Source organism: Caballeronia sp. PC1 (assembly GCF_021353155.1).
GTDB classification, from domain to species: domain Bacteria; phylum Pseudomonadota; class Gammaproteobacteria; order Burkholderiales; family Burkholderiaceae; genus Caballeronia; species Caballeronia cordobensis.
Genome location: NZ_JAJUBH010000001.1, coordinates 500,513 through 516,481, shown reverse-complemented (window position 1 = coordinate 516,481; position 15,969 = coordinate 500,513). Strand labels below are relative to the sequence as shown.

Below are 15,969 nucleotides of genomic sequence, written 5' to 3'. Positions count from 1 at the left end.
GTATCTTTCGTTGTTGGGCGCTGGAGTGAATTGCTGGATCGCCTCGGGTTGGCCGTCGCGTATCCGGAAAAAGCAAGCAGGGTTCTAATTTCTAGCAATGGCACGCACCAAGGCCGAACTATTGGACAAGTTGTGGTCGCGCATGAGCGAGCGCGGGGACTTCCCCATGCTTTCCCAGGCGCTGCGCACGACCGTCTCCGCGATGAGCGACGACGACCTCGACTTCACGTCCCTCGTGCAAGTCGTGCTGTCGGACGTCGGCCTCACGCAGAAGGTGCTGCGCCTCGCCAATTCGGCGATGTACATCGCGTTCGGCGGCAATATCACCACGGTCACACGCGCGTTGATGGTGCTCGGCATGGATGCGGTCGGGCATCTCGTCGTCGGACTGAAGCTCGTCGATCACTTTCATCAGAGCGCGCCGCGCCGTATCGACGCGAAGCTCGAACTCAACCGCACGCTGCTCTCGGGCGCGGTCGCGCGCCAGCTCACCGAGCACAAGGATCTGCGTTCCGCCGAGGAAGCCGTCGTCTGCACGCTGATGCGGCAGATCGGCAAGCTGCTCGTGGCGTTCTATCTCGAGCACGAGTGGGATCAGTTGCGGCGCAAGGCGGCCACGGAAAACATTCCGGACAGCGCGGCGTGCGCGGCGCTGCTCGGCGTGACGTTCGACGAAATCGGGCTGGAAGCGGCGGACCGCTGGCGGCTGCCCGAGACGATCCGCGAAGGCATGCGCGCGACCGATCCTAACGCGCCCGTCGACGAAACCGTGCCGAAGCACGTGCGCTGGCTGCGCGCGATCTCCAACTATTCGACCGAAGTCGCCGACGCCCTCACCGCGCAGAACGTCGCCGTGGACGGCCGCGAGTCGCTCGTCTTCGACATCTCGAACCGTTACAGCGGCCCGCTTTCCACCGACGCCGAGACGCTCATGTCGATGAGCCTCGCGCTCGCCAACGAGGAAGCGAGCGACGGCGTGATCCGCGAGATTTCCGAGCTTCAGGCGAACGCCGACGCCATGGCGCGCGCGAACATATCGGCGGAGGCGCGCATCGGCGCGAGTGTCGAGGATCTGCGCTCGCTGCCATCGAAAAGCGCGTTGGCGCCCGCGCTCGCAATGGCGTCGGAATCGATACTCGGCAGCCTGCATCTGTCGCGCACCGTCATCTTCGTGCGGCAGGCCAACAACGAGTTCCACGCGCGCCTCGGTCTCGGCGCGGGCGTCGAGCCCATGATGCAGCAACTGCGCTTTTCCGCCGAATTCCGGCCCGACGTGTTTCATCTCGCGATCACGAATCCGGTCGGCATCTTCATCGAAAACGCCCGCGATGCGCGCATCGACGCGCGCCTGCCGCGCTGGTACAAGGACACGCTCGGCGAGGCGCAGGCGTTCGTGCTGCTGCCGGTGAAATCGGGCGATTCGACCGTCGCGCTGATCTACGGCGACTGGACCCTGCCGCAGCACGTGCGCAAGATCTCGCCGCCTGAAATGAGCGCGCTCAACGAGCTCACCAAGGAACTCAGCCGTTTTTTTTATAGCGCGAACTGGAAGGAAGTCGAGCTGATCTGACCGGCTTCCCTCCTGCGCGCAGACTCCCCCTACTCCCGCTTCAGAATCGCCACGGCCTGCTCGCCGTATCGCACGATATAGCCGCCGTGTTCGCGCTGCCACTCGCGCGCTTCGCTCTCCTTCGCAAACCAGTTCTTTTCGAAGTCGTTGAACGCGCCGGCGTCGAGCCGATAGCGGTCGATGATTGCGCCCGTGTGCGCGTCGATATCGGCCTGGCAGACGTCCCAATTGGCATAGCCGAGTTCGGCCGCGAGCATCGCGAGGAGATGCTTCAGTTGCAGTTCGCCGCGTATCGCGTGCAGGTCGGCGAGCCTCTCGGCGCGCGTGATCCGCGCGGCGAGCAGGCGGCGCAGCACGGGCATCGCGGCACTCGTGTCGCCTTCGCGGGCGTGGCGAAGCAGACGCCGCGCGTGCTCGCGCAGATAGTCGCTATTGGAAACGGAAACGGAAGAAGAGACAGGACAGGATGTAGACCACATGACGTTGTTCCTTTGTTGCGCCGTTCTCGCTGCGGCTGAAAAGGTTCGACGTTGCGGTTCGATCCAGAGTCGATGCGCTCGATGCGCTCGATGAACTGCGTGGCAGGTGCGTAAGACTTTCGCGAGACCGGGCGCCCTGCCGCGCCCGTCCGCGATTCTATCCCGATGTTTTGCCTCAGGCCAACTGGAATTTCCCGACGAGCGTTTTCAGCGCGCGCGCCTGATCGTCGAGCGATTGCGCGGCAGCCGCCGCCTCTTCGACCAGCGCGGCGTTCTGCTGCGTGTTCGCGTCCATCTTGGTCACGGCGTCGCCGATCGACTCGATGCCCGTCTTCTGCTCGGCCGACGCCGCCGAGATCTCGCCCATGATGTCCGTGACGCGGCGCACGGCCTTCACGACTTCGTCCATCGTGGCGCCGGCTTCCTGCGCGTAGGTCGAGCCATCCGACACGCGCGACACCGAGGTGTCGATCAAGGCCTTGATCTCCTTGGCCGCCGACGACGAGCGCTGCGCGAGACCGCGCACCTCGCCCGCGACGACCGCGAAGCCGCGTCCCTGCTCGCCCGCGCGCGCCGCTTCGACCGCCGCATTGAGCGCGAGGATGTTGGTCTGGAACGCGATGCCCTCGATCACGCCGATGATGTCGCCGATGCTCTTCGCGCTCGCGTCGATACGCTGCATCGTCTCGACGACACGGCCCACGACCGCGCCGCCCTTCTCCGCGATCTCCGAGGCGCTCGCGGCCAGCGTGCTCGCCTGCTTGGCGTTGTCGGCGTTCTGGCGCACCGTCGAGGTGAGCTGCTCCATGCTGGCCGCGGTCTTTTCGAGCGCGACGGCCTGCTCTTCGGTGCGGCGCGACAGGTCGACGTTGCCGGTGGAAATTTCGCTCGATGCCGACGCGATGGCCTCGGCGCTCGCCGCGATATCGCCAACGGTGGCCGAGAGGCCCGCCCGCATTTCAGCGAGCGCGTGCAGCATGCTGGCGTCGTCGCGGCGCTTGAGCCTGATCTCGTGCGCGAGATCGCCCGCCGCGATGCGTCGCGCGATGTCCTTCGCGTAGCCGGGCTCGCCGCCGAGCTGACCGGCCAGACGCCGCACGACCCATTCGGACACGACGATGGCGAGCGCGAACAACGCGAGCGTGAGCGCCGACACCATCACGAACGACGAATGGAAGATGAACGACGCCGAATCGATCGTGGCTTTGGCGGCCGCGCCGCGGCGCGCGACGAGTTCATCGACCATTTTTTCGAGCTTGCCGGTTTCGACGAGCAGCGACACGTCCTGCGTGCCGACTTGCCAGTTCATCTGCGACAAATCGAGCGGCTGTTCCTTCACGAGCGTGACGAACGTGCGCAGGTTCTTGCTCCACGTTGCGAGCGCGGCGGCGAAGCGCTTTTGCTGCGCGAGCGCATCCTGATCCGCGTGATCGATGTACTGCGCGAGCTGCGTCTGTTCGCGGCCGATATCCGCGAGCGCCTGTTCGACCTGCGCGCCGAGATCGTCGCGTTCCTTGGCGGTGGTCGCTGTGAGCAGCATCTTTTGCGAGCGGCTCGCGCGCAGCAGATAACCGCGCGTTTCTTCGGCCGCGCGGCTCGCGACATAGCCCTGCGTGTAGATCGATTCGGTCGCGCCGTTCAGACGGCTGATCTGCGTGAGCGAGATCGCGCCGATGCCGAGCGTGCCCGCGAGCACGAGCCCGAACGCGAGTCTCAGCGATGCCTTGACGGACAACGCGCGTGTGCCCGTCGTGCGGGCGTCGAGTCGTGCGGGCGCGGCCTCGGCCTGCGCTACGAAGCCCGCGTCCTTGGCGCCGCGAAGCGAAAACAGTTTCATCGATCTTCCCCGATTTTGATCTGCGGACTCAGCCGTCGTGCGGCGCATCCGTGGTCTGGTCCCCGCCGGTAGTACGGCAGGTTTTTCGGCTTCTTGAGCCGTATTAAATGGCGCGCGAACAGACGTTCGCCCACTATGTTCGGTTATAACCGGCCAAAATTCGTCGTATCAATGGAATTCCATGTTCGCAGCGCGGCGAAAGCTGTCCGATTCGCGACAAAGCTTGGCAGGACAACCCGCAAAGGACAGCCTAAACTTGTCAGAAATTCAGTCCACGCATAAATCGCGGGGACAAAAAAATCGAAATCCGAGACGGTTTTCCGCTTTCTTCATCAGCCATCCACTATGCAAACGAGCATCGACAAGGGCGCTTTGTCGCCTTCCGGCGCAGCGGCCGGCGCTTCCGCCGCAGGTTCCGCGGGCACGGCCACGCAACAACGCACCGTGTATTCCGTGCTGGGCGCGATCAGCTTCTCGCACCTGCTGAACGACATGATCCAGTCGCTGATTCTCGCGATCTACCCGATGTTCAAGAGCGAGTTCGCGCTCTCGTTCGGGCAGATCGGCCTGATCACGCTGACGTATCAGATCACCGCTTCGCTACTGCAACCGCTCGTCGGGCTGTACACGGACAAGCATCCGAAGCCGTATTCGCTTCCCGTGGGCATGGGCTTCACCTTGTCGGGCCTGCTGCTGATGTCGGTCGCGGGCAACTTCGGCACGCTGCTCATCGCGGCGGCGCTCGTCGGCTGCGGCTCGTCGGTGTTTCATCCGGAGTCGTCGCGGGTCGCGCGCATGGCCTCGGGCGGCAAGCACGGTCTCGCGCAGTCGCTGTTTCAGGTAGGCGGCAATGCGGGCTCGTCGCTGGGTCCCTTGCTCGCCGCGCTGATCGTGATTCCGCACGGGCAGAAGAGCATCGCGTGGTTCTCGGCGGCGGCGCTCGTCGCGATGTTCGTGCTGGCCAACATCGGCCGCTGGTACAAGCGCCATCCGGCGACGAAGAAGGGTCGCAAGCAGGTCGCGCACGCGACGCTGCCGCGCAACAAGGTCATCATGGCGATGAGCGTGCTGGTGCTGCTCGTGTTCTCGAAGTACTTCTATCTCGCGAGCATCACGAGTTACTTCACCTTCTATCTGATCAGCAAGTTCGGCCTGTCGGTGCAGGCTGCGCAGATTCATCTGTTCGTGTTTCTCGCGGCGGTGGCGGCGGGCACGATCATCGGCGGGCCGGTGGGCGACAAGGTCGGGCGCAAGTCCGTGATCTGGGTGTCGATTCTCGGCGTCACGCCGTTCACGCTCCTGATGCCTTATGCGAATCTGTTCTGGACGGGTGTCTTGTCGGTGATCATCGGGCTCGTGCTGGCTTCGGCGTTCTCGGCGATTCTCGTTTATGCGCAAGAGCTGATTCCCGGCAAGGTCGGGATGGTGGCGGGCTTGTTCTTCGGCTTCGCGTTCGGCATGGGCGGCGTGGGCGCGGCGGTGCTCGGGTATCTCGCCGACACGACGAGCATCGACTACGTGTACAAGGTGTGTTCGTTCCTGCCGCTGCTCGGCGTGCTGACGGTGGTGTTGCCGAAGACGCAGGAGACGCCGGCGAAGGCTTGAGGTTATTGCGGTCTGGATGGGCGATGCGCCCGGTCGATTGAATCGGCCGGGCGTTTTGCTTTGTGACGCGTTTCATCTTCGATGACCGGCAGCGTCGGCGTAACGGCAAGACATGAAGCAGTCTTCATAAGTTAGCCCTACGTATCATTTTCATTCCGGGAAAGAACAGCGGCATTGCGCCCACGCGCGCGTCTTTCTGAAATCACCGCTGTTTCCTATACTTCTGCACACTGGCCGCGCAAGGCCCGCAGCGCCGATGCTCGCACGATGACGACCGTCGTCTCCCATGAAACGCGGCGAAACATCGGCGCCGCTCACTTCACAGAACGTAACAATGACGCGAACGAATTGGCTTCGCCTGTTTCGTATTCTCGTGTTGCTCGCATTGCCGGCCTGTTCGATCGGTGAGGCGCGAGCGGACTGCACCGCGTCGAGCGGCATGCCCGCGGTGTTCAGTTACGGCTCCGTGGCCGTCTCGAACACGGTCGCCGTGGGCGACGTCATTCCGGGCACGGTGAAGGCCTTCACTGTCGTGGGAAAGTGCGTATCGAGCGGCGTGTTCGGCAAGCCTATCGTCGCTTGCCCGGGCAGCGGCACCGAAGTGTCCGGCATGACCGGCGTCTACCCGACGAACGTGGCGGGCGTCGGCATGAGAATGCGCGATTCCAACGGAAATCCTCTCTCTGGAACTGGCGGCTGCTCGATGACTTCCGTTCTGGGCTACGTCGGCGCGGACGGCCGCTACAACTTCACGGCGTCGTTCGAACTCGTGAAAACCGGCACGGTGTCGTCCGGGTTGCTGGTGGGTGCAATCTACTATTCCGGCGTGCTCAACACGGGCGTGCCGCTGAACGACGGCGCCTATACCATGTCCGTGCCGAACAACACGCCCGTCACGGCGATCACCTGCAACGTCACCGCCGCGACCGCGAATCAGACGATCACGCTGGCGACCGTCAGTCCCTCGGCGTTTCCCGCCCTCGGCTCGACGGCGGCGAGGACGCAGTTTTCACTGGATCTGAGTTGCCAGGCAGGCGTGAACGTCTGGGTGGTGTTCAGCTCGACATCGGGATCGTCCGGTATGGCAAGCGTATTGGGGAACGCCGGCACGGCGCAGTCCATTGGCGTGCAATTGCTCGACGCCACGCAAACGCCCATCACGCTCGATACGCCGCTCATGCTGACGTCCAGCACGACGGGCAACATGTCGTTCCCCTTCTTCACTCAATACATCCGCACGGGCGCCACTGCCGTCACGGCAGGCACCGTGCGCGCAACGGCCGTCTTCACATTGAACTATCAATGACGCGCGACGTTGCGCTCGTCATGCCTTGCCCTGTCGCGCGTCTCCCAGCGCCTCCCTGACCTGCATCAGCGCCCCCGGGTCTTCGATCGTCGGCAACTCGCCCGGATCGCGCCCTTCCGCGAGCGCGGCGATCGCCCTTCGCAGCAGCTTGCCGGACCGCGTCTTCGGCAGCATCGTCACGAAATGCACGCGCGATGGACGCGCGATCGCGCCGAGCTGCGAATCCACCGCGTGACACAGCTCCGCTTCGAGCCCCTCGCGCGCGCCGGGCGCGTTGATGCGGTCCGCGTCGCGCAGCACCACGAAGGCCGCCGCGGCCTGCCCCTTCACTGCATCCGCGATGCCGACGACGGCCACCTCCGCCACCGCCGGATGCGCCGACAGCGCCTCCTCGATCTCGCGCGTGCCGAGCCGATGCCCGGCGACATTGATCACATCGTCGGTGCGGCCGAGAATCGACACGTAGCCGTCTTCGTCCTGCACGCCCCAGTCGAACGTCGAATAGACCTCGTGGCCCGGCACGCTCTGCCAGTACGTGGAGACAAAGCGCTTGTCGTCGCGCCACACGGTCTGCATGCAGCCCGGCGGCAACGGATAGCCCAGCGTCACGACGCCCTTCTCGCCCGGCGCGCATACGTCGCCGGTCGCCTCGTTGCGCAGCCTGAGATCGAAGCCCATCGACGGCACGCCGGGCGAGCCGAGCTTCGACGGCAATTCCTCGATGCCGCGCGGTATCGCGATCATCGGCCAGCCGGTTTCCGTCTGCCAGTAATTGTCGATGACGGGCTTTTTCAGCGCGCTCTGGATCCACTGCGCGGTCGGCTCGTCGAGCGGCTCGCCCGCGAGAAAGAGCGTGCGCAGGCTCGACAGGTCGTACTTCTCCATCAGCGCCGGGTCCTGTTTCTTGAGGACGCGGATCGCGGTCGGCGCGGTGAACATCAGGTTGATCTTGTATTGCTCGACGAGCCGCCACCAGACGCCGCCATCGGGACGGATCGGCGTGCCTTCGTACATCACGGTGGTCAGACCCGCGATCAGCGGCGCATAAATGATGTAGCTGTGCCCAACGACCCAGCCGACGTCCGATGCGGTGAATATCGTGTCGCCCGGCGCGCCCTGAAAGATATGCTCCATCGACGCGGCGAGCGCGACCGCGTAGCCGCCCACATCGCGCTGCACGCCCTTCGGGCGGCCCGTCGTGCCGGAGGTGTAGAGAATGTAGGAAGGCTCGTTCGATTCGAGCCATTCGCAAGGCACGTGGGCATCGAAAAACTGTTCGCGCAGCGGCTCGTAGGCGACGAGATAGCTCGCCTGCAGACGCTCGGGCGCAAGCTGCCGGTCGATGAGCAAGACTTGCGGCACCTTGTATTCGGCGCGCGACAACGCCTCGTCGACGAGCGGCGTGTAGTCGATCACCTTGCCCGCGCGCGCGCCGGCATCGGCGGTGACGATCAGCGCGGGCTCGGCATCGTCGATGCGCGCCGCGAGATTCGGCGCCGCGAAGCCGCCGAACACGACCGAATGGATCGCGCCGATGCGCGCGCACGCGAGCATCGCGAACAGCGCTTCAGGGATCATCGGCAGATAGATCAGCACGCGGTCGCCCTTCTTCACGTGCAGCGAGCGCATGACCGCCGCCATGCGGTTCACTTCGGCATGCAGCTCGGCATAGGTGTAATGGCGCTCGATGCCCGTTTCCGTCGAGACATACACGAGCGCATCCTGTTGCGCGCGCGTGGCGAGATGCCGGTCCACCGCGTTATGGCACAGATTCGTTTTACCGCCGACGAACCAGCGCGCGAACGGCGGATGGCTCGCGTCGAGCACGGCGTCGAACGGCGTCTGCCAATGGATGCGGCGGGCCTGTTCGGCCCAGAACGCTTCGGGTTCGTCGATCGAGCGGCGATACGCTTCTCGGTAAGTCGGCATGCGCGTCCTCTGCAAAGCGGCGTTGACGGGCCTTAGCGGTGCATGGGGCCAGAGTCAGCGCTACAGCGCCAACGCTGGCCGACACAGCATAGAGCAGGCCACCGGACGCGGCTAGACAGGGGACGCCCTGATCGGCGTTCTACAGCGCCCGTGTGCGCGCGGCGGCGTCGTCAGCGGATGCCGTGTGCTTCAGCAGCACGGGCACGAGTTCGCCCGCAACCCGCATGCTCGACACGACGACCGTGCGCACGCCGCTGCCATCGGTCAGCGCGCGCAGCGTTTCGCGCGTCGTCGCACGCGCCTCGATGCGCGGCTCGATCACGATCATTCCGCGGCAGCAGGCGGCGAGCGTCGCGCGATGGGTACGCATCCACGCGGCGCGCAGGCGCGCGTCGTCGGCGGATTCGCTTTCGTCGTGCTCGGCCACCAGCACGAAAGGCGTCCCGAGCTTCACGAGGCGGCGCATCTGCGCGCTCCACGCGAATGCATAGCCGGGCTTCACGGCGCGCGGGCGCACGCGCACGAGCGGAAAGCGGCTCGTGTCGAAGAGGCGCGCATCGAGCGCGGGCGCGGAGGTCGATGTCGGGAACAGGTCGGCGGCGGTCACTTCGTTCACAGTGGTTTCGGGCTCCAGTAGTTGAGCGCGGCAATGAGACTCGGCCAGCGGGATCGTCGCGGCACGACGCGCCGTTTCGGCAACGCGCGCGGCGCACGGCGCTTGTCCTGCTTCGGCGCGGGTGTGCTCGCGGTGGATGTATCGCTCCAGGCGCGGCGCGTCGTTTCGAGCACCTTCGCCGCATTTGCGGCGATCGCGCGCGTCTCGCCTTGCGGACCGCGCGTGCGCGCGTCGGATTCGGTGGTCATGTCGGCCCTCCTCATGTCGGTCCTCCATTCGTGATGCTCATTGTATTGAGAATCATTCTCACTTACAAGAGAAGAAAAAGCGCGCGGGAAGGCGCGCCTTATCGATGATTCCTCGTCACGGCAAGGTTTTGGACCGCGTCAGGCGCGGGCGCGCAGGAAGCGCGACAAAATGCCCGACGAATACGTCGCGGCAATCGAGGCGAGAAATTCGGCGAACGATGCGGGCGCGGCCGCGTCGGCGGTATCGGAGATGGTGCGCACGACCGCGCACGGCACGTCGTGCTCGTAGCAGACCTGCGCGATGGCCGCCCCTTCCATTTCGACGGCGAGCGCGTCCGGCAATGCGTCGCGCAGGGCGAAGAGCGCGTCGTGGCTCGCGATGAAGCGATCGCCGCTCACGATGAGCCCGCGGTGCACACGCGGCGCGTTCACCGCGAAGCGCTCGGACAGCGCGCGGCCCGCCTCGGCGATGAACGCGTCGGCAGCGGCGGCGAGCGCATCGGAAAAGGCGCCGTCGGCGTGAAAGTGCGAACGGTCCAGCAGCGGCACCTCGAAGCGCGGAAAGAGCGGCGAAGCGTCGAGATCGTGCTGCATCAGCGCGTCCGCGACGACGATATCGCCCACCTGCACGTCGGCCCGCACGCCGCCCGCGACGCCCGTGAAGATGATCGCATCGGCCTCGAAAACGTGGATCAGCGCGCTCGCCGTCGCGGCCGCCGCCACCTTGCCGATGCGTGCGAGCGTCACGACGACAGGCAAGCCGTGCGCGTCGCCGACGTAATAATCGCGCCGCCCGAGCGTGACGGTGCGCACTTCGCCCGCCGCGCGCATCTGCGCGATCAGATCGCCCAGCTCCTGCGGCAACGCCGCCATGATGCCGAGCCGCTTCATTCGACGGCCTGCAGTTTCGCGACCGAGAGCGCGAGCCATTTCTCGCCGTGGCGCTTGAAGCGCACTTGGGCGCGCGCATCGCCGCCGGAGCCTTCGAGCGCGGTCACGGTGCCTTCGCCGAACTTCGTGTGGAAGACCGCCTGGCCGACCTTGAAGCCCGCATCGGCGGCGCGCTGCTCGTTGGCGAACGACGGCAGCGCAGCGCTCGCGCCCTGATCGCGCGCATAGCCCGCGGCGCCGCCGCGTTCCTGTCCCGGACGCGCGAACCAGTCGCGGCCCCAGCCGGCGTTGTCCGAACGGCCGCCCCAGCGCGCGCCCGCTTCCATCTTCGGCGTGAGCCATTTGAGCGAGCCTTCGGGCAATTCGTCGAAGAAACGGGAACGGATGTTGTAGCGCGTCTGCCCATGCAGCATGCGGCTTTGCGCGAACGACAGATAAAGCCGCTCCTTCGCGCGCGTGATCGCGACGTACATGAGACGGCGCTCTTCCTCCAGCCCGTCCGATTCCTGCGCGCTGTTCTCGTGCGGGAACAGCCCTTCTTCGAGACCGGTGATGAACACCGCCGTGAATTCGAGGCCCTTCGCCGCGTGCACGGTCATCAGTTGCACGGCGTCCTGGCCGGCTTGCGCCTGGTTGTCGCCGGCTTCGAGCGAGGCGTGCGACAGGAAGCCGGCGAGCGGCGTCATGGTGTCGGGGTTTTGCGCGGGATCGGTGATGGTCGGCGCATCGAGCACTTCGATCTCGCCGTCCTCGCTGACGATCTCGGGCGCAGCCGTAGCGTCGGGGCGCAGCGGAATCGAGCGCGCGGGCGTGTCGAGGCCGTAGCCTTCTTCGCTGACGAACGCCGCCGCCGCGTTCACGAGTTCCTGCAAGTTCTCCAGCCGGTCCTGCCCTTCGCGCTCGGTTTCGTAGAACGCGGCGAGACCGCTCGCGCGCACGACGTATTCGACTGTTTCGGGCAGGCTCATCTGCTGCGTCTCGGCGCGCATCTTCGCGATGAGCGTCGCGAACGCGCCGAGGCTCGATCCCGCCTTGCCGGTGACATACGGCACGGCGGCGGCCATCGAACAGTTATAGAGACGCGCGGCGTCCGCCACCTGCTCGATGGAGCGCGCGCCGATGCCCCGCGTCGGAAAATTGACGACGCGCGCGAACGCGGTGTCGTCGTTCGGGTTGTCGATGAGACGCAGATACGCGAGCGCGTGCTTCACTTCCTGTCGCTCGAAAAAGCGCAAGCCGCCATACACGCGATACGGAATGCCCGCATTCACGAGCGTATGTTCGATCGTGCGCGACTGCGCGTTGCTCCGGTACAGCACCGCGACCTCGCCGCGCGCAATGCCCGTGTTGATGAGCGCCTTGATTTCTTCGACGATCCAGCCCGCTTCCTGCGAATCCGTCGCGGCCTCGTAGACGCGCACCGGCTCGCCGTGGCCCGCGTCGGTGCGCAGATTCTTGCCGAGCCGCCGCGCGTTGTTCGCGATCAGATAGTTCGCCGTGTCGAGAATATGGCCGTGCGAGCGGTAGTTCTGCTCCAGCTTGATGAGATTGCGCACGCGGAATTCGTTCTCGAAATCGCGCATGTTGCCGACATTCGCGCCACGGAACGCGTAAATGGACTGGTCGTCGTCGCCCACGGCGAAGATCGCGTTGTGCTCGCCCGCGAGCAGCTTCAGCCACGCGTATTGCAGCTTGTTCGTGTCCTGAAACTCGTCGACGAGAATATTGCGGAAACGCGCCTGATAATGCGCGCGCAGCGGCGGATTGTGCGCGAGCAGTTCATGACAGCGCAACAGCAGTTCCGGAAAATCCACCACGCCTTCGCGCTGGCATTGCTGGTCGTAGGCTTCGTAAAGCTCGACGAATTTGCGATTGAACGCGTCGGTGGCGTCGACGTCTTTCGGACGCAGACCCTGCTCCTTCGCGTTGTTGATGAAGTACTGGAGGTTCTTCGCCGGATACTTTTCGTCGTCGACGTTCAGGCCCTTCATCAGCCGCTTGATGGCCGAAAGCTGGTCCGCTGTGTCGAGAATCTGGAAAGTCTGCGGCAGGCCGGCGTCGCGGTAATGCGCGCGCAGCATGCGGTTGCACAGGCCGTGAAAGGTGCCGATCCACATGCCGCGCGTATCGATGGGCAGCAAGGCGGACAGGCGCGCCATCATCTCGCGCGCGGCCTTGTTCGTGAAGGTCACGGCGAGCACGGTCGGCGGCGACGCGTAGCCCTGCTGGATCAGCCACGCGATGCGCGTAATGAGCACGCGCGTCTTGCCGCTGCCGGCGCCCGCGAGAATGAGCGCGGGCTCGTTCGGCAGCGTCACGGCGGCGAGTTGTTCGGGGTTCAGATTCGCGAGCAGGTCGGGCATGGGAAAGTCAGACGACGGAGAAACGGCGCAATCGGCGGGCCGACCATTATAAGACCGCGCCGATGGCAGCGTTTTTGCCCATCCCCTTCGACCGGGGGCCGAAAACGGCGGTCCGTCGTGTGGGAACCTTATAATTGGAGATTCCCTCGCATTTTTTCACGCTTTTTTCGGCAGATTTCACAATGAGCGACAACACGCTTGCCAAGAGCTTCGAGCCTCAAAATATCGAGTCCCAATGGGGCCCGGAATGGGAAAAGCGCGGTTACGCCGCGCCGACATTCCAGGAAGGCGCGAAGAATTTCTCCATCCAGTTGCCGCCGCCGAACGTCACCGGCACGCTGCACATGGGGCACGCGTTCAATCAGACCATCATGGATGGCCTCACGCGCTATCACCGCATGCTCGGCGAGAACACGCTGTGGGTGCCGGGCACGGACCACGCGGGCATCGCAACGCAGATCGTCGTCGAACGACAGCTCGATGCGCAAGGCGTCTCGCGTCACGATCTCGGCCGCGAGGAATTCCTCAAGCGCGTGTGGGCGTGGAAGCAGCAGTCCGGCTCGACCATCACGAATCAGGTGCGCCGCCTGGGCGCATCGATCGACTGGTCGCGCGAATACTTCACGATGGACGACAAGATGTCGGCCGCCGTGCGCGATGTCTTCGTCACGCTCTATAAGCAAGGGCTCATCTATCGCGGCAAGCGCCTCGTGAACTGGGACCCGGTGCTGGGCACGGCGGTGTCCGATCTCGAAGTCGTGAGCGAGGAAGAGAACGGCAGCCTGTGGCACATCCAGTATCCGCTGCCGGACGGCTCGGGACATCTCACCGTGGCGACCACGCGCCCCGAAACCATGCTCGGGGATGTCGCCGTGATGGTGCATCCGGAAGACGAGCGTTACCGGCATCTGATCGGCAAGACGGTGGTGCTGCCGCTGTGCGATCGCGAAATCCCGGTCATCGCCGACGAATACGTCGATCGCGAATTCGGCACGGGCGTCGTCAAGGTCACGCCCGCGCACGACTTCAACGACTATGCCGTCGGCCAGCGCCACAAGCTGCCGCAGATCGAGATCCTCACGCTCGACGCGAAGATCAACGACAACGCGCCGGCGAAGTATCGCGGCATGGATCGCTTCGAAGCGCGCAAGGTCGTCGTGCAGGATCTCGAAGCGCTCGGCCTGCTCGACTCCGTGAAGCCGCACAAGCTGATGGTGCCGCGCGGCGATCGCACCAACGTGGTCATCGAGCCGATGCTCACCGACCAGTGGTTCGTCGCGATGAGCAAGGCCGCGCCCGAGGGCACGTTCAATCCGGGCAAGTCGATCACGGAAACCTCGCTCGACGTCGTGAAGAGCGGCCAGATCAAGTTCGTGCCGGAGAACTGGACGACCACGTACTATCAGTGGCTCGAGAACATCCAGGACTGGTGCATCTCGCGCCAGCTCTGGTGGGGCCATCAGATTCCCGCGTGGTACGGCGAGAACGGCGAGATCTTTGTCGCGAAGACCGAGGAAGAAGCGCGCGCGGATGCCGACGCGCAAGGCTACACGGGCGCATTGAAGCGCGATGAAGACGTGCTCGACACGTGGTTCTCGTCCGCGCTCGTGCCCTTCTCCTCGCTCGGCTGGCCGAACGAGACGAAGGAACTTAAGGCGTTCCTGCCGTCGTCGGTGCTGGTGACGGGCTTCGACATCATCTTCTTCTGGGTCGCCAGAATGGTGATGATGACCACGCATTTCACCGGCAAGGTGCCCTTCGACACCGTTTACGTGCACGGCCTCGTGCGCGACGCCGAAGGCCAGAAGATGTCGAAGAGCAAGGGCAACACGCTCGACCCGATCGATATCGTCGATGGCATCGATCTCGAAGCGCTCGTCGCGAAGCGCACGACGGGCCTCATGAATCCGAAGGCCGCCGCGCAGATCGAAAAGAAGACGCGCAAGGAGTTCCCCGACGGCATTCCGGCGTTCGGCACGGATGCGCTGCGCTTCACGATGGCCTCGATGGCCACGCTCGGCCGCAACGTCAACTTCGATCTCGCGCGTTGCGAGGGTTATCGCAACTTCTGCAACAAGCTCTGGAACGCCACGCGTTTCGTGCTGATGAATTGCGAAGGCCACGATTGCGGCTTCGCGAATCCGGGCGCGTGCAAGCCGGGCGATTGCGGTCCCGGCGGCTACACGGACTTTTCGCAGGCGGACCGCTGGATCGTGTCGCTGCTTCAGCGCACGGAGGCGGAAGTCGAGAAAGGCTTCGCGGACTATCGATTCGACAACGTCGCGAGCGCGATTTACAAATTCGTGTGGGACGAATACTGCGACTGGTATCTCGAACTCGCGAAGGTGCAGATTCAGACCGGCGCGCCGGAACAGCAGACCGCGACGCGCCGCACGCTCCTGCGCGTGCTCGAAACGGTGCTGCGTCTTGCGCACCCGATCATTCCGTTCATCACGGAAGCGTTGTGGCAGAAGGTCGCGCCGTTGACCGACGCCTTCCCGCAGGGCGCCAAGGAGGGCGAAGCGTCGATCATGACGCAGGCTTATCCGCGCGCCGAGCAGAAAAAGATCGACGAATCTGCCGAACAGTGGGCCGCCGAACTGAAGACTGTCATCGATGCATGTCGTAATCTGCGCGGCGAAATGAATCTGTCGCCCGCGGTGAAGGTGCCGCTGCTCGCGCACGGCGACGCGGCGCGCCTCACCACATTCGCTCCGTATGTCGCCGCGCTCGCGCGCCTGTCCGAAGTGAAGATCATCGACGACGAAGCCGCTCTCGACAAGGAAGCCCACGGCGCGCCCGTGGCGATCGTCGGAAGCAGCAAGCTGGTGTTGAAAGTCGAGATCGATGTCGCGGCGGAACGCGAGCGTCTGACGAAGGAAGTGGAGCGTCTGAACGCCGAGATTGGAAAATGTAACGCCAAGCTCGGTAATGAAAGCTTTGTTGCAAAAGCGCCGGCCGCTGTCGTTGAACAGGAGCGCAAAAGGCTGGCAGAATATGGAACCACTATCGAGAAGCTCCAGGCGCAATTATTGCGTCTGCCTGTCTGAATTGGAGGTTCGAATCGCTAGCCGATCCGCTCCGGTTGTCTCGACGTTCTAAATGATTTAAGAGGATCAGGGTCA

Annotated in this window: 11 protein-coding genes; 4 read left to right on the top strand and 7 right to left on the bottom strand. The window is 64.5% G+C overall.

Annotated elements, in window-relative coordinates; translation table 11 throughout:
- Nucleotides 1-97: 97 nt before the first annotated feature.
- Nucleotides 98-1,570, top strand: coding sequence for an HDOD domain-containing protein (locus LY284_RS02510; RefSeq protein WP_233384431.1), 1,473 nt, complete (start codon nt 98-100; stop codon nt 1,568-1,570).
- A 29-nt stretch (nt 1,571-1,599) separates the two neighbouring features.
- Here the strand turns inward: LY284_RS02510 and LY284_RS02505 are convergent, their stop codons facing one another.
- On the bottom strand, nt 1,600-2,049 hold the full coding sequence (locus LY284_RS02505; protein WP_233384424.1) for a hypothetical protein: 450 nt from the start codon (nt 2,047-2,049) through the stop codon (nt 1,600-1,602).
- A gap of 175 nt (nt 2,050-2,224) precedes the next feature.
- Nucleotides 2,225-3,886, bottom strand: a complete 1,662-nt coding sequence (locus LY284_RS02500) for a methyl-accepting chemotaxis protein (protein ID WP_233384422.1) — start codon at nt 3,884-3,886, stop codon at nt 2,225-2,227.
- A gap of 345 nt (nt 3,887-4,231) precedes the next feature.
- On the opposite strand from LY284_RS02500, the gene LY284_RS02495 reads away from it, so the two are divergent.
- Together LY284_RS02495 and LY284_RS02490 are read left to right on the top strand one after the other, a co-directional pair.
- The gene (locus LY284_RS02495) at nt 4,232-5,491 is read left to right on the top strand and encodes an MFS transporter (RefSeq protein WP_233384420.1); all 1,260 of its coding nucleotides are present in this window, start codon (nt 4,232-4,234) and stop codon (nt 5,489-5,491) included.
- Nucleotides 5,492-5,825: 334 nt separating this feature from the next.
- Nucleotides 5,826-6,797: a fimbrial protein gene (locus LY284_RS02490; protein ID WP_233384412.1), complete on the top strand. Its 972-nt coding sequence runs from the start codon at nt 5,826-5,828 to the stop codon at nt 6,795-6,797.
- Between the two features lie 18 nt (nt 6,798-6,815).
- On the opposite strand, the gene LY284_RS02485 is transcribed toward LY284_RS02490, so the two are convergent.
- From LY284_RS02485 to LY284_RS02465, 5 genes are all read right to left on the bottom strand, one after another.
- On the bottom strand, nt 6,816-8,726 hold the full coding sequence (locus tag LY284_RS02485) for a propionate--CoA ligase (protein WP_233384402.1): 1,911 nt from the start codon (nt 8,724-8,726) through the stop codon (nt 6,816-6,818).
- A gap of 139 nt (nt 8,727-8,865) precedes the next feature.
- Nucleotides 8,866-9,342, bottom strand: coding sequence for a hypothetical protein (locus LY284_RS02480; protein WP_233384400.1), 477 nt, complete (start codon nt 9,340-9,342; stop codon nt 8,866-8,868).
- On the bottom strand, nt 9,339-9,590 hold the full coding sequence (locus LY284_RS02475; protein ID WP_233384398.1) for a hypothetical protein: 252 nt from the start codon (nt 9,588-9,590) through the stop codon (nt 9,339-9,341). Before LY284_RS02475 ends, LY284_RS02480 begins: the two co-directional genes overlap by 4 nt.
- A gap of 138 nt (nt 9,591-9,728) precedes the next feature.
- On the bottom strand, nt 9,729-10,481 hold the full coding sequence (locus LY284_RS02470; protein ID WP_233384396.1) for a 5'-methylthioadenosine/adenosylhomocysteine nucleosidase: 753 nt from the start codon (nt 10,479-10,481) through the stop codon (nt 9,729-9,731).
- Nucleotides 10,478-12,844, bottom strand: coding sequence for a UvrD-helicase domain-containing protein (locus tag LY284_RS02465; RefSeq protein ID WP_233384387.1), 2,367 nt, complete (start codon nt 12,842-12,844; stop codon nt 10,478-10,480). The genes LY284_RS02470 and LY284_RS02465 overlap by 4 nt, the downstream gene beginning before the upstream one ends.
- 182 nt (nt 12,845-13,026) lie before the next feature.
- Here LY284_RS02465 and LY284_RS02460 point away from each other — a divergent pair, with 182 nt between their 5' ends.
- A complete protein-coding gene (locus LY284_RS02460) occupies nt 13,027-15,894 on the top strand; it encodes a valine--tRNA ligase (RefSeq protein WP_233384373.1) in 2,868 nt (955 codons plus the stop codon).
- Nucleotides 15,895-15,969: the final 75 nt, after the last annotated feature.

What these genes read in the sequence shown, in the direction of transcription:
- LY284_RS02510 (WP_233384431.1), top strand. Translation starts at nt 98, where the DNA reads ATGGCACGCACCAAGGCCGAACTATTGGACAAGTTGTGGTCGCGCATG.
- LY284_RS02505 (WP_233384424.1), bottom strand. Translation starts at nt 2,049, where the DNA reads ATGTGGTCTACATCCTGTCCTGTCTCTTCTTCCGTTTCCGTTTCCAAT.
- LY284_RS02500 (WP_233384422.1), bottom strand. Translation starts at nt 3,886, where the DNA reads ATGAAACTGTTTTCGCTTCGCGGCGCCAAGGACGCGGGCTTCGTAGCG.
- LY284_RS02495 (WP_233384420.1), top strand. Translation starts at nt 4,232, where the DNA reads ATGCAAACGAGCATCGACAAGGGCGCTTTGTCGCCTTCCGGCGCAGCG.
- LY284_RS02490 (WP_233384412.1), top strand. Translation starts at nt 5,826, where the DNA reads ATGACGCGAACGAATTGGCTTCGCCTGTTTCGTATTCTCGTGTTGCTC.
- LY284_RS02485 (WP_233384402.1), bottom strand. Translation starts at nt 8,726, where the DNA reads ATGCCGACTTACCGAGAAGCGTATCGCCGCTCGATCGACGAACCCGAA.
- LY284_RS02475 (WP_233384398.1), bottom strand. Translation starts at nt 9,590, where the DNA reads ATGACCACCGAATCCGACGCGCGCACGCGCGGTCCGCAAGGCGAGACG.
- LY284_RS02470 (WP_233384396.1), bottom strand. Translation starts at nt 10,481, where the DNA reads ATGAAGCGGCTCGGCATCATGGCGGCGTTGCCGCAGGAGCTGGGCGAT.
- LY284_RS02465 (WP_233384387.1), bottom strand. Translation starts at nt 12,844, where the DNA reads ATGCCCGACCTGCTCGCGAATCTGAACCCCGAACAACTCGCCGCCGTG.
- LY284_RS02460 (WP_233384373.1), top strand. Translation starts at nt 13,027, where the DNA reads ATGAGCGACAACACGCTTGCCAAGAGCTTCGAGCCTCAAAATATCGAG.